Source organism: Streptomyces sp. NPDC104307 (assembly GCF_055584045.1).
The window spans coordinates 91,204-105,266 of sequence record NZ_JBVJMU010000005.1 but is presented as its reverse complement, the minus strand read 5'-3'; the positions used below and the strand labels follow the sequence as shown (position 1 = coordinate 105,266).

10 protein-coding genes are annotated in these 14,063 nt (G+C 71.6%); 1 reads left to right on the top strand and 9 read right to left on the bottom strand.

Annotated features, from left to right (window positions below):
* Positions 1-213: 213 nt before the first annotated feature.
* On the top strand, positions 214-3,588 hold the full coding sequence (locus ACZ601_RS15615; RefSeq protein ID WP_469537769.1) for a pyruvate carboxylase: 3,375 nt from the start codon (positions 214-216) through the stop codon (positions 3,586-3,588).
* Positions 3,589-3,663: 75 nt separating this feature from the next.
* Here ACZ601_RS15615 and ilvC read toward each other — a convergent pair whose 3' ends face one another.
* The 9 genes from ilvC to ACZ601_RS15570 all read right to left on the bottom strand — a co-directional run bounded on the left by ilvC (position 3,664) and on the right by ACZ601_RS15570 (position 14,057).
* Complete coding sequence (ilvC, locus tag ACZ601_RS15610) at positions 3,664-4,668, bottom strand: ketol-acid reductoisomerase (RefSeq protein ID WP_469537766.1); 1,005 nt, start codon at positions 4,666-4,668, stop codon at positions 3,664-3,666.
* A gap of 67 nt (positions 4,669-4,735) precedes the next feature.
* Entirely contained in the window at positions 4,736-5,311 is a 576-nt protein-coding gene (ilvN, locus tag ACZ601_RS15605; RefSeq protein WP_440577128.1) for an acetolactate synthase small subunit, read from the bottom strand.
* 14 nt (positions 5,312-5,325) lie between these two features.
* Positions 5,326-7,188, bottom strand: a complete 1,863-nt coding sequence (locus ACZ601_RS15600) for an acetolactate synthase large subunit (RefSeq protein ID WP_469537762.1) — start codon at positions 7,186-7,188, stop codon at positions 5,326-5,328.
* A 136-nt stretch (positions 7,189-7,324) separates the two neighbouring features.
* Positions 7,325-8,101: a 4'-phosphopantetheinyl transferase family protein gene (locus ACZ601_RS15595; protein WP_440577130.1), complete on the bottom strand. Its 777-nt coding sequence runs from the start codon at positions 8,099-8,101 to the stop codon at positions 7,325-7,327.
* A gap of 45 nt (positions 8,102-8,146) precedes the next feature.
* The gene (locus ACZ601_RS15590) at positions 8,147-9,439 is read right to left on the bottom strand and encodes an MFS transporter (protein ID WP_469537759.1); all 1,293 of its coding nucleotides are present in this window, start codon (positions 9,437-9,439) and stop codon (positions 8,147-8,149) included.
* Entirely contained in the window at positions 9,436-10,902 is a 1,467-nt protein-coding gene (gene argH, locus ACZ601_RS15585; RefSeq protein ID WP_469537756.1) for an argininosuccinate lyase, read from the bottom strand. The genes ACZ601_RS15590 and argH overlap by 4 nt, the downstream gene beginning before the upstream one ends.
* Positions 10,899-12,164: an ATP-grasp domain-containing protein gene (locus ACZ601_RS15580; RefSeq protein WP_469537754.1), complete on the bottom strand. Its 1,266-nt coding sequence runs from the start codon at positions 12,162-12,164 to the stop codon at positions 10,899-10,901. Before ACZ601_RS15580 ends, argH begins: the two co-directional genes overlap by 4 nt.
* The gene (locus tag ACZ601_RS15575; protein WP_469537751.1) at positions 12,161-13,210 is read right to left on the bottom strand and encodes a PLP-dependent cysteine synthase family protein; all 1,050 of its coding nucleotides are present in this window, start codon (positions 13,208-13,210) and stop codon (positions 12,161-12,163) included. Before ACZ601_RS15575 ends, ACZ601_RS15580 begins: the two co-directional genes overlap by 4 nt.
* Before the next feature lies 1 nt (position 13,211).
* Positions 13,212-14,057, bottom strand: a complete 846-nt coding sequence (locus ACZ601_RS15570) for a GHMP family kinase ATP-binding protein (protein ID WP_311306909.1) — start codon at positions 14,055-14,057, stop codon at positions 13,212-13,214.
* Positions 14,058-14,063 lie beyond the last annotated feature (6 nt).

Below are 14,063 nucleotides of genomic sequence, written 5' to 3'. Positions count from 1 at the left end.
CCCACCGCACCGGCCCACGTGACGCAGACCATCCTCTGTGTCCGCGATCTGTGGGTAGGTCTCCGGTACGGTGTCGAACGCTCCGGGCCGGACAGTTGCTGGAAGGCCCGGAGCGGTCCGCCGCCGCCTAGTGACCACGGGACACCGACCGGTGCGCCCGTGCGACATCGCCCGTCCTGACGCCACGCGCTCGTGACACGACTGGGGAGTTTGATGTTCGACAAGGTATTGGTCGCCAACCGCGGTGAGATCGCGATCCGCGCGTTCCGCGCCGCGTTCGAGCTCGGGATCTCCACGGTGGCGGTGTATCCCCACGAGGACCGCAACTCACTCCACCGGGCCAAGGCGGACGAGGCGTACCGGATCGGGGAGCCCGGACATCCGGTGCGCGCCTACCTCTCGGTCGACGAGGTCATCAAGGCCGCCCGGAAGGCGGGCGCCGACGCGATCTACCCCGGCTACGGCTTCCTGTCGGAGAACCCCGACCTCGCGGCCGCGTGCGCGGAGGCCGGCATCACGTTCGTCGGACCGCCCGCCTCGGTACTGAACCTGACGGGGAACAAGTCCCGCGCGGTCGCCGCCGCCCGAGAGGCCGGGGTGCCGGTGCTGAAGTCCTCCGAGCCCTCCGAGGACGTCGACGCGCTCGTCGCCGCGGCCGAGGACATCGGCTTCCCGGTCTTCGTCAAGGCCGTCGCGGGCGGCGGCGGACGCGGTATGCGCCGGGTCGCGGAGGCGGCCGAACTGCGCGAGTCGATCGACGCGGCCATGCGCGAGGCGCGCTCCGCGTTCGGTGACGCGACGGTCTTCCTGGAGCAGGCGGTGATCAACCCCCGCCACATCGAGGTGCAGATCCTCGCCGACGCCGAGGGCAACGTCGTGCACCTGTACGAGCGGGACTGCTCGTTGCAGCGCCGCCACCAGAAGGTCGTCGAGATCGCGCCCGCCCCGAACCTCGACCCGGAGCTGCGGGACCGGATCTGCGCCGACGCCGTCGCCTTCGCCCACCACATCGGCTACGTCAACGCGGGCACGGTCGAGTTCCTCGTCGACGAACGCGGCAACCACGTCTTCATCGAGATGAACCCGCGCATCCAGGTCGAGCACACCGTCACCGAGCAGGTCACCGGGCGCGACCTGGTCATCGCCCAGCTGCGCATCGCCGCCGGCAGGACGCTGCCGGAACTGCACCTCTCGCAGGACGACATCACCCTCAACGGCACCGCGATGCAGTGCCGCATCACCACCGAGGACCCGGCCAACGGCTTCCGGCCCGACACCGGCACCATCTCCGCCTACCGCTCCCCCGGCGGGCCCGGGGTGCGGCTGGACGGCGGCACCGTCCACACCGGCGCGGAGGTGTCCGCACACTTCGACTCGATGCTCGTCAAGCTCACCTGCCACGGGCACGACTTCACCAACGCGGCCCGCCGGGCGCGCCGGGCCATCGCGGAGTTCCGCATCCGGGGCGTGGCGACCAACCTGCCGTTCCTGGGCGCCGTGCTGGACCAGCCCGACTTCCGGGCCGGGCGCATCACGACGAGCTTCATCGAGGAGCACCCGGAGCTGATCCGGGCCCGCCCCTCGGCCGACCGGGGCAGCCGCATGCTCGGCTACCTGGCCGAAACCACCGTCAACCGGCCCTACGGCCCCCGCCCGTCCGTCATCGACCCGGCGGACAAGCTGCCGGCCCTGCCGACCGGTTCGCCGCCCGCCGGTTCCCGGCAGCGCCTCGCGGCCCTCGGCCCGGAGGCCTTCGCCGCCGAGCTGCGCGCCCAGCCGGCCGTCGCCGTCACCGACACCACGTTCCGCGACGCGCACCAGTCGCTGCTGGCCACCCGGGTGCGGACCCGCGATCTGCTGGCCGTCGCCCCGCACGTGGCCCGGACCGCCCCGCAGCTGCTGAGCCTCGAATGCTGGGGCGGCGCCACCTACGACGTGGCGCTGCGCTTCCTGGCCGAGGACCCGTGGGAACGGCTGGTGAAGCTCCGGGAGGCCGTGCCCAACATCTGTACCCAGATGCTGCTGCGCGGCCGCAACACGGTCGGCTACACGCCCTATCCCACCGAGGTCACCGAGGCGTTCGTCGCCGAGGCCGCGAGCGCCGGGATGGACATCTTCCGGATCTTCGACGCCCTCAACGACGTCTCCCAGATGCGCCCGGCCATCGACGCCGTGCGCGCCACCGGCACCTCGGTCGCGGAAGTGGCGCTCTGCTACACCGCGGACCTCTCGGACCCCGGCGAGAGCCTGTACACACTGGACTACTACCTGCGTCTCGCGGAGCAGATCGTGGACGCGGGCGCCCATGTCCTCGCCATCAAGGACATGGCCGGGCTGCTGCGTCCGCCCGCCGCCCGCACGCTGGTCACCGCGTTGCGCGAGCGGTTCGAGCTGCCGGTCCACCTGCACACCCACGACACCCCCGGCGGGCAGCTGGCCACCCTGATCGCCGCCATCGACGCGGGGGTCGACGCGGTGGACGCGGCGGTCGCCTCCATGTCCGGTACGACCAGCCAGCCCTCGCTGTCCGCACTGGTCGCCGCCACCGACCACACAGAGCGGGCCACCGGCCTCTCGCTCCAGGCCGTCGGTGACCTGGAGCCCTACTGGGAGGCGACCCGCAAGGTCTACGCCCCCTTCGAGTCCGGTCTCGCCTCGCCCACCGGCCGGATCTACCACCACGAGATCCCCGGCGGGCAGCTGTCCAACCTGCGCCAGCAGGCCATCGCCCTCGGTCTGGGCGACCGCTTCGAGCTCATCGAGGACTGCTACGCCGCGGCCGACCGGATGCTCGGGCGGCTGGTGAAGGTGACGCCGTCGTCCAAGGTGGTGGGCGATCTGGCACTGCATCTGGTGGGCGCGGGCGTCGAGGCGGCCGACTTCGAGTCCGACCCCGGCAAGTTCGACGTACCGGACTCCGTGATCGGCTTCCTGCGCGGCGAGCTGGGTGACCCGCCCGGCGGCTGGCCCGAGCCGTTCCGTACCCGCGCGCTGAAGGGCCGCCCGGAGAAGGCGCAGCCGCCGCAGCTGTCCGACGAGGACCGCGAGGGGCTGGAGAAGTCGCCGCGCGCGACCCTGAACCGGCTGCTCTTCCCAGGTCCGACCAAGGAGTTCGAGGCCCACCGCGAGGCGTACGGCGACACCTCTGTGCTGCCGACCCAGGACTTCCTGTACGGGCTGGAGACGGAGACCGAGCACACGGTCACACTCGACCCGGGTGTCACCCTGCTGATCGAGCTGGAGGCCATCTCGGAGGCCGACGAGCGCGGCTTCCGCAGCGTACTGGCCACCCTCAACGGGCAGTTGCGGCCGGTCTCGGTGCGGGACAGGTCCGTCGCCACCGAGGTCAAGGCCGCCGAGAAGGCGGACCGGGGCAACGCGGGCCATGTCGCGGCCCCGTTCGCCGGGGTCGTCACCCTCCAGGTGGAGGAGGGCGCCTCGGTCTCTGCGGGCCAGACCGTCGCCACCATCGAGGCCATGAAGATGGAGGCGTCGATCACCGCCCAGTCCGCCGGGGTGGTCCGGCGTCTCGCGATCGGCCGGGTCCAGCAGGTCGAGGCGGGCGATCTGCTCATCGAGATCGCCTGACGGGCTCCCTGGAGTAGACCTGCCGCGCACCGGCTGCCGGATTCCGGCGGCCGGTGCGCGGCGGGCCGGTCGCTGTCACGCGTCGTCGTCGTTGACCCAGCTCATGAGCTTGCGGAGCTCACGGCCCGTGGTCTCCAGCAGGTGGTCGCTGTCGGCCTTCTTGTACTCGTTGTACTTGGGCAGACCGTTGTGGTACTCCGCCATCCAGGCCTTGGCGAAGGTGCCGTCCTGGATCTCGGCGAGGACCTTCCTCATCTCGGCCTTGGTGGCGTCGGTGATGATGCGCGGGCCGGTCACGTAGTCGCCCCACTCGGCGGTCTCCGAGATGGACCAGCGCATCTTCTCCAGGCCGCCCTCGTACATGAGGTCCACGATGAGCTTCAGCTCGTGCAGGCACTCGAAGTACGCGATCTCCGGCTGGTAGCCGGCCTCGGTCAGCGTCTCGAAACCGGCCTTCACCAGCGCCGCCGTACCACCGGCCAGCACCGCCTGCTCACCGAACAGATCCGTCTCGGTCTCCTCGGTGAACGTCGTCCTGATGACGCCGGCGCGGGTGCCGCCGATGCCCTTGGCGTACGAGAGGGCGAGCTCCAGGCCCTTGCCCGTGGCGTCCTGCTCGACGGCCACGATGCACGGAACGCCGCGGCCCTCCTCGTACTGGCGGCGGACCAGGTGACCCGGGCCCTTCGGGGCGACCATGCAGACGTCGACGCCCGCCGGCGGCTTGATGAAGTCGAAGCGGATGTTCAGGCCGTGGCCGAAGAACAGCGCGTCGCCGTCCTTGAGGTTGTCCTTGACGGACTCCTCGTAGACCTGGGCCTGGATCGGGTCCGGAACCAGGATCATGATGACGTCGGCCTCTGCGGACGCCTCGGCGGGCGTCACCACGCGCAGGCCCTGCTCCTCGGCCTTGGCCTTGGACTTCGAGGCGTCGTGCAGACCGACACGGACGTCGACACCCGAGTCGCGCAGCGACAGCGCGTGGGCGTGGCCCTGGCTGCCGTAGCCGAGGACCGCGACCTTGCGGCCCTGGATGACGGACAGGTCGGCATCGTCGTCGTAGAACAGCTCGGCAGGCATGGGGAGTTCTCCTTGGTTCCTGGAATACGAGGGTGTACGGACGGGAGGTGCGGAGGGCGGCCGGGCGTTACGCGCTCTGCGCGCGTGCCGCGGTGGTGGTGGTGCCGGCCGGAGTCAGGCGGATCGGCCGGGCCTCGCGTGCGGTGCGGTCGGCCAGCGCCCGGGAGCCCCGGCCGATCGCGATCGCACCGGACTGGACGAGCTCCTTGATACCGAAGGCCGCGAGCATCCTGAGCATCGCGTCGAGCTTGTCGCCGGAGCCGGTCGCCTCAAGGGTGACGGCTTCGGGCGAGACGTCCACGGTTCTGGCCCGGAACAGTTCGGCGATCTGCACGATCTGGGCGCGCGAGGCGTTGTCGGCGCTCACCTTCACCAGGACCAGCTCGCGCTGGACGGCCGAATCGGCCTCCAGCTCGACGATCTTCAGGACGTTGACCAGCTTGTTGAGCTGCTTGGTCACCTGTTCCAGGGCGAGTTCGTGATCGACCCGGACGACGATCGTGATGCGGGAGAGATCGGGGTGTTCCGTGGTGCCGACCGCGAGCGAGTCGATGTTGAAGCCGCGGCGCGAGAAGAGTGCGGCGACCCGGGCGAGGATGCCGGGCGTGTTCTCGACCAGGACGGAGAGCGTGTGCTGGGACATGTCGGGAGGTCCTCTCAGTCGTCCGCGGAGTCGCCGAAGTCGGGGCGTACGTCGCGTGCGGCCATGATGTCGTCGTTGGAGGTGCCGGCGGGGACCATCGGCCACACCATCGCGTCCTCGTGGACGATGAAGTCCACCACGACGGGGCGGTCGTTGATCGAGTTGGCCTTGTCGATGATCGCGTCGAGCTCGTACGGGTTCTCGCAGCGCAGGCCCACACAGCCCATCGCCTCCGAGAGCTGTACGAAGTCGGGCACCCGGGTGCCCTTCGCCGGGAGGCCGTCGGTGTCGGCGCCGGAGTGCAGCACGGTGTTGGAGTACCGCTGGTTGTAGAAGAGGGTCTGCCACTGGCGGACCATCCCGAGCGCGCCGTTGTTGATGATCGCGACCTTGATCGGGATGTTGTTGAGCGCGCAGGTGGTGAGCTCCTGATTGGTCATCTGGAAGCAGCCGTCACCGTCGATCGCCCACACCGCGCGGTCCGGCATCCCGGCCTTGGCCCCCATCGCCGCCGGGACCGCGTACCCCATCGTCCCCGCACCGCCCGAGTTGAACCAGGTGCCGGGCTCCTCGTGCGGGAGGAACTGCGCCGCCCACATCTGGTGCTGGCCCACACCGGACGCGAACAGTGTTCCTTCCGGGGCGAGTTGGCCGATCCGTTCGATGACCTGCTGCGGGGAGAGCAGCCCCGGGTCCGCGGGGAGTTCGTAACCGCGCCGGTAGGTGGTCCGCCAGCGGTCCAGCTCCCGCCACCAGGCCGTGTAGTCGCCCGAGCGCCCCTCGTCCCGCTCGCCGCGCACGGCGACGGCCAGGGCGTCGAGCACCTCGCGGGCGTCCCCGACGATCGGGACGTCCGCGAGCCGGTTCTTGCCGATCTCCGCCGGGTCGATATCGGCGTGGACGACCTTGGCGTGCGGCGCGAATCCGTCCAGCCTGCCGGTGACCCGGTCGTCGAACCGGGCTCCGAGGGCGACGATCAGATCCGCCTTCTGCAGCGCGGCGACCGCGGCGACGTCGCCGTGCATGCCGGGCATCCCCACGTGCTGGGGGTGGCTGCCGGGGAAGGCGCCGAGCGCCATCAGGGTGGTGACGACGGGTGCCCCGGTCAGCTCGGCCAGGGTGCGCAGCTCGGCGGTGGCGCGTGCCTTGAGCACCCCGCCGCCGACATAGAGGACCGGCCGGCGGGCCTCGCCGATGAGCCGGGCGGCCTCGCGGATCTGCTTGGCGTGCGGCTTGGTCACCGGGCGGTAGCCGGGCAGTTCCAGCACCGGCGGCCACTGGAAGGTGGTCGCTGCCTGGAGGGCGTCCTTGGTGATGTCGATGAGCACCGGTCCCGGGCGGCCGGTCGCGGCGATGTGGAAGGCCTCCGCGACGGTCCGCGGGATGTCGTCGGCGTCCGTGACCAGGAAGTTGTGCTTGGTGACCGGCATGGTGATGCCGACGATGTCCGCCTCCTGGAAGGCGTCCGTGCCGATCGATTTGGAGGGCACCTGTCCGGTGATCGCGACGAGCGGCACGGAGTCCATGTGCGCGTCCGCGATCGGGGTCACCAGATTGGTGGCGCCCGGACCCGAGGTCGCCATGCACACCCCGACCTTGCCGGTGGCCTGGGCGTAGCCGGTGGCCGCGTGGCCGGCACCCTGCTCGTGGCGGACCAGCACATGACGGACCCGGACCGAGTCCATCAGGGGGTCGTACGCGGGGAGGATGCAGCCGCCCGGGATGCCGAACACGGTGTCCGCGCCGACCTCTTCGAGAGAGCGGATGAGCGACTGGGCACCCGTCACGTGCTCGGCGCCGGTGTCCGGCTGCCCGGTGGGACGGGTCCGCACTTGCGGGAGGAGGGGCGCGGGGGCCTGCTGCACAGCGTTTGACATCGTCAGTTCCAAAAGTCCGTAGGGGTGTTGTCGAGGACGTTTCGGTGATCGGGAGCCGCGGCGGGAGCGGCCGGTGGTACGGGCCCGCCGCCGGGTGATCACCGCATCGGGTGCACCCGGCGGACCTCGGGCCGGGTCAGGGCGGCGTCCCCGCCGTCCGCAGCGCATCGCGGGTGTGCCGTACGACGTCGAGGCCGGAGAGCCTCTTGACGAACGGTCCTTCCACGCTCAGCTCGCCGCGCACCGCCACCGCCGCCGCGTAGCCCCGGTCCACCGGGACGTCGAGCAGGGTCCAGCCGGACGGCGGGTACGGCCCCTCCGGGCGGCCGGAGCCGACGTAGTCGAGAGCGGGGTCGCGGCCCAGGCCCGTGCCGAGGCCCTTGAGGTAGGCCTCCTTGCGGGTCCACAGCCGGGCCAGCGCCCGAGGCCGTTCCAGCGGGCTGAGCGCGGCCAGTTCGGCCTGCTCGTCCACGTGCAGCATCGGGGCGAGTTCCGCAGTGCCCTCCTCGTCGCCCACCAGCTCCACGTCGACCCCTATGGGGGCGGCCGCAGTACCGACGACGGCGAGGTCGCCTCGGTGGGACAGCGAGAAGAACAGCCGTTCTTCGGCGTCGAGCACGGTGGGCCGGCCGTGCGGTCCGCCGCAGCAGGGACAGGTGTCCCGGCCGAGGTGGACGTCCTCCGGGCGCAGGCTCAGGTACGAGCCCAGCAGCCTGCGGAGGGCGACGTGCGCGGCCGTGAACCGGGTGCGGTCGGCGGCGTGCATGAGGCCGGCGGCACGTTGACGCTCGGTCGCGTCGAGTACCTGTTCGTCCAGGATGCCGAGAGGGACATCCGAGACCCTCAGGAGCCAGAGGTCCAGTGAGCCTGGGGGTGGCAGCTCACGAACGACCCACGGCAGGGTTTGTTCCACGGGGTCTCTCCTGTTCGTACGGGAGTGAGACAGGCGAGCCGGGTCTCACCGCGTGGCCGGCGCGACCGGCAGGTCGCGCCTTCCGCGCAGCGGCCCGGTCAGGAGGAGCAGCGGGGTCAGGGCGAGGCCTGCGGTGAGCACCCAGAGGGCGGGTCGCAGGCCGAGCAGGGTGCCGAGGCCTCCGCCGAGGAGTGAACCGACGGGGATCACGCCGAAGTTCGCGACCGAGATGCTGGCCGAGACCCGGCCGAGCAGCTGGGGCGGACAGTAGCGCTGGCGGAACGCGCCCTGGATCACATTGGCGAGTACGACACCGAGCGAGAGCACGGCGCTGCCGGCCACCAGGGCGGACAGTCTCCAGTCCTTGTCGGACAGCGGGATGAGCAGGGCGAACGGGGCGCTGAGGACGGTGGCGACCAGTAGTCCGCGGGCCGTGCCGAACCGCGCGATCACTCGTTTCGCGGTGGTGGCCCCGAGGATGCCGCCGATGCTGCTCGACGCGAGGAGCCATCCGGTGGCGCCTTCGGGTATCCCGAGTCCGCGGAGGATGAAGGCGGGCAGGACCGCCGCCTCTGCTGTGAGCACCAGGTTGGTGGCGGTGCCGTAGAGGGTGAGCACCCGCAGGTAGGGGTCCTTGAAGGCGAAGCCGAGCCCCTCCTTGATGTCCTGCCTCAGCGCCGGGCGTTCGGCGGGCCGCTCCGGCCGCTCCTCCTGGCTGCGGATGCCGGAGAGGCAGAGCGCGGAGACGAGGAACGTCGCCGAGTTGGCGAGGAGACCGGAGGTGGCGCCGAAGGCCTGGGCGAGCAGCCCGCCGCCGCCAAGACCCGCGACCTGGGCGACCGACTCGCTGCCCTGGAGCTTGGCGTTGGCCTCCTGGAGGTCCTCGGGCTCGACGATGGAAGGCACGTAGACCTTGTACGAGATCCCGAAGAACACCGCGGCGAAACCGTTGATCAGCGCGACGGTCAGCAGCTGGGTCATCGTCAGGATGCCGAGCCAGCCCGCGACCGGCACGCTTGCCAGGAGCACGAGCGGGACCACGTTGCAGATCTGCATGATCGGCCGCCGCCGCATCCGGTCCACCCAGGCTCCGGCCGGCAGGCCGATCAGCAGCCAGGGCAGCCAGGGCGCGGCGGCCAGCAGACTCGCGGAGAAGACGCTCTCCTTGAGCGTCACCAGGGCGACCATGGGCATGGCGACGGCGGTGATGTTGATGCCGACGCGGTTGGTCGTCTCACCGATCCACAGCAGCCGGAAGTCGCGGTTGCCGCGCAGTCCGCCGCGCGGCGGCGGTTCGTGGTCCATGCCGGGGGCCCGCTCCGACAGTCCGGCGCTCATGACGTCACCGCCTTGAGCACGGCCCGGGTCAGCAGCGCGCTCCCGTCCGACCAGCGGGTGCGCCGGGCGGTCAGCTCGGCCTTGAGTACGTCGCGACGGGTCGCCAGGGCGCTTATGCCGTCCGCCGTGGAGCCGGGTCCGCCGCCGTGGGCGCAGGCTCGGGCCACCAGGTCCGGGGCCAGTCCGCCGTCCTCGACGGCGGGGAAGCGGGCGGCGTCCACCAGCGACCGGCCGGAGTCCAGGGCGCCGAGCACGGTCTCGCCCACCAGATGGTGCGCGGCCCGGAACGGCATTCCGTCCAGTACGAGCCGCTCCGCCAGGTAGGTGGCGGAGGTGAATCCGTCCACGGCCCGGTCCCTCATGCGTTCGCGTTCGGGTTCGGTGCCCGCGACCACCAGGCTCAGCAGTGTCACCGCGTCGGTGGTGTCGCTGAGTCCGGGCCACAGGTGGCGTACGGACTCGGTGCCGACCGCGATGGCGTTGGTGTAGCCGCCGGTGGTCATGGCGGTCGCCGCGCCGACGAAGGCGCCGAGGCTCGCGGCGGACCGGCCCTGGATGTGTTCGAGGAGGAACGGGTTGCGCTTCTGCGGCATCATCGAGCTGGATCCGACGAGGGTGTCGCCCACCCTCAGCAGCCCGAACTCCTCCGACGTCCAGGTGCTGAGGTCCCGGCCGGTGCGGGCCAGTCCGACGCCGAGGACGGCGGACGCGGACAGCAGGTCCAGGACGAAGTCGCGGGAGGCCACCGCGTCGACCGAGTTGGGCGCGGCGGAGCTGAAGCCGAGGAGTTCTGCGGTGCGCCGGGGGTCGATGGGGACGGAGGTCCCGCCGATCGCACCGGCTCCCAGCGGGTTGACGTCGATCTGGCGTCCGGCGTCCAGCAGCGACTCGTACGCGCGCAGTACGGCGCCGGCGACACCGGCGAGGTAGTGGCCGTAGCCGATCGGCACGGCGGGCTGCCCGTGGGTGTAGGCGGGCATGACCACGTCCCGGTACTCCCCGGCCTTGTCCAGGAGTACGCCCGCCAGCCGGTCGACCGCATCGAGGAGGGCGAGATAAGGGCCGCGGACCTTGAGCCGGGTGGTGGTGGCGTTGAGGTCGTTGCGCGAGCGGCCGGTGTGCAGGATGCCGCCGGTCCGGTCGCCCAGCTGCTCGATGAGGTGGCCCTCGTAGGCGAGGTAGACGCCGCGCGGCATCGGTCTGGCCCTGACGGGTGCGAAGTCCTGCCCGCGCAGTTCCTCGATGGCGCGCAGCAGGGCCGCGGCCCGGTCCCGGTCGACGATGCCGCGCTCGGTGAGCATGATCAGGTGGGCCCGGTCGACCTCGCTGATGGCGCGCAGCTCCTGCCCGAGTCCGTCGGCGGTGTCCGGCAGGTACTGGTCGTAGACGATGCGGTGCGCCTCGGCGTCGAGCGCGGCCTTGAGCCGGCCGGTGTCGACGCCGTGCGCGGGCGCTGTGGTCATGCGTATGCCTCCTCTGTGTGCAGATCCGCGTACGAGACGGCTTCGCCGAGCAGGGCCACGGCCCGGCCGGCCGCCTCCGCCGCCCGTCCCGAGCGGTCCGCGACGGCGATGGCGTGGCCGACGCGGCCCCGGAAGTCCGCCGCGGGGCCGACCGGTTCGCCGGGGGCCCGGTAGAGCAGCGTCTCGACGGTGCCCGGTACAGTGCGGGCCCGGTCCACGGCTTCGTGCAGGGCGGCGGCGGGCGCGAGGATGCCGTCCCGGTCGCAGGTGAGGAAGCGGATCGAGGCGCGGGCGTGGCCGGAGCGCTCCAGCTCGGGGGCGGCCCCGAGCGCGGCCAGCACCTGGGCGCGTACGAGGTCGATCCCGCAGGCCCGGCGGACCAGTTCGGGGATCATGCCGCCGGCCAGCCGGGGGTTGACCTCAATGACCTGGGCGGTGCGGGTACCGGTCAGCCGCAGTTCCACGTGGGCGGCGCCCCAGCCGAGTCCGAGCGCGCGTACCGCGCGTACCGCGGTCTCGCGCAGGGCGATCTCCTGTTCGCCGGGGAGCGCTGCCGGTACGTCGTGCCCGGTCTCGACGAACGCCGGGAGCGGGCCGACGTGTTTGGCGACGGTGACGACGGCCTCGGTGCCGAACACCTCGACGGAGAACTCGGGGCCGGTCAGGTACTCCTCGACCAGGATCCGGCCGGGTGCGGCGATGCCCCGCTCGTTGACGGTGGCCGAGAGCAGTGTTCCGGCGTGCTCGGCGACCTCGTCCAGGTCCGTGCAGAGCCGGACGCCCAGACTGCCGGAGCCCTGTACCGGTTTGACGACGACGGGCAGTCCGATGGAGCGGGCGGCGGCGAGAGCCCCGGCCACCTCGGAGACGGCTGCGAAGTCCGCGGAGCCGACGCCCGCGCCGGTCAGGGCCCGGCGCTGTTCTGCCTTGTCGCGGCAGGCCCGTACGGCGTCGGCCGCCGGGCCGGGGAGCCCGAGCCGGTAGGCCAGTGCGGCGGCGGTGGGTACGTAGTACTCGGAGCTGGTCAGGACGCCCGCGACGGTCGCCCCGTCCTCCAGTGTCCGCACGGCCGCCCACAGCGCGTCCTCGTCGGAGGTGTCCACGGTGACGGTCCGCAGCCGGTCCTCCGCGGCGTACGGGTAGCGGCCCGGGTCCGCGCTGAGCAGCACGGGCACCACGCCCAGTTCGGCCGCGCGGCGGGCGAACAGCCGTCCCGTACCGGTGGTGTTGCTCTCCACCAGGAGCAGCAGGCGCTCACTCATGAGCCGACCACCGGCAACACCACGTCGTCGAAGCCGCGGCGGGCCCACAGCAGCCGGGACCAGGCGGCGGTGGCGTCCAGCGGGTGCTCGACGGTGCGGGGGCCGTCGGCGGCGGGGGCGGGAACGATCCCCTGCTCGTTCAGCCAGGTGTCGTTGTACACCGTGGACTGGTAGCGGTAGCCCTCGTCCGGGAGGACCATCACGACGGTGCTCCCCGGGTTCTGCTCGGCCCACCAGGAGGCGACCTGGAAGGACGCGCCGCTGGTCGGGCCCATGAACAGGCCGTGCTCGCGGTAGAGCTCGTGGGTCGCGTGGAACGCCTCGGGCGCGGTGACCCAGTGGACCTCGTCGTACGCGGTGTGGCTGACGTTGCCCGGGTGGATGCTGCTGCCGAGTCCGCGCAGGGTACGCGGTCCGTCGGGGCTGCCGAAGATGATGCTCCCCTGGGTGTCGACGCCGACCAGGTGGAGTGCGGGGCCGGTCTGGCGCAGCGCGGCGGCGAGTCCGCCGGTGGAGCCGCCCGAACCCACCGGGCCCACCAGGCAGTCCACGGCGCCCACGGTGTCCCCGATCAGATCGGCGACGATGCCGTACGCGCCGGGGTTGTCGGGGTTGTCGTACTGGCCGGGGACGAAGGCCTCCGGGTCCTGCCGGCACAGTTCGGCCACGCGGGCGAGCCGGGCACCCTGGATGCCGCCGGCCTGGCCGGTGTGCTCGACGATCTCCACGGTCGTGCCGAGCATTTCGAGCCGGGTGCGCAGATCGCGGTCGATCGCCGAGTCACCGACGATGGTCAGCGGGTAGCCGCGCAGCCGGCAGACCATGGCCAGGCCCAGTGCGAAGGTGCCGGAGGAGGTCTCGATGATCCGGGTGCCGGGTGAGATCAGACCGGCGGCCTCCGCCCGGTCGAGGATGTAGCGGGCGGGCAGCAGCTTCATCAGGCTGAAGGCGGCCGCGTAGAGGTTGTCGGTCACCTTGATGATGCGTGGCAGCTCCGTCGCCTCCACGATCGAGGAGTGAGCCTTGGGGAGAGTCGTCGTCGTCATGTCAGTCACCCGTTGTGTAGTTCCACTGCTCGTGAATTCCGAGCTCTTGCAGGAGGTCCTGGGCCGTGCCGGTGCGCGCCTCGACCTCGGGGTCGTCCCGGTCGAAGAGGAGTCCGGCGATGTCCCCGCTGTGTGCCGCCTGGATTCCGACGGCTCCGGTGGTCCGCGCGATGTCCCGGATGCGGTCGAGCCGCGGGATCGGCAGATGGCGCTGGTTGATCTCCGTGCTGGCCGTGGCCACCGAGCCCAGCAGGGCCACGTCCTTCATCTGGATGGCCTCCCGGAGCATGGACTGCAGCCGGGTGAAGAGGTCGATCTCGTCCTGCCCGTAGCGGGCCGGTGAGAAGGCCAGGGTGTCCACGCCGCGCCCGCCGCCCTCGGGCCGTGAGCCGAAGCCGAGGATCCGCAGGGCCGGCATCCGGTAGCCGAAGTCCTCGATCACCGTGCCCTCGCGCTGGGCGAACAGGACGGTGGACTCCTCGAACATCAGGGAGTCGGAGGCGGTTTCCGCCCGTACCGCGATCCTGGCGACCTCCTGCGGCGGCAGCGGGCTGACGAACGCGTCCTTGACCGCCCAGATGGCGGCGAGCACATCGCTCGTGGAGGAGCCGAAGCCCCGGCACAGCGGTACGTCACCGGTGAGGTCGAGGTGGCCGCCCGCCGGCTCTGCGCCCGGCGGGGTCACCGCGCGGACCGCGAGTTCGGCCGCGCGCCGTGCCTTGCCCTTCCAGTGCGGCGTGACGGTGACCTCGTCGCCGGGGGCGGGGATGAACGTCGCGCGGGTCGCGTGAATGGTGCAGGGAAGAGTGACGAGACCTCGGGTGAGCCCTCCGTCACCGGTGAACACGCCTTG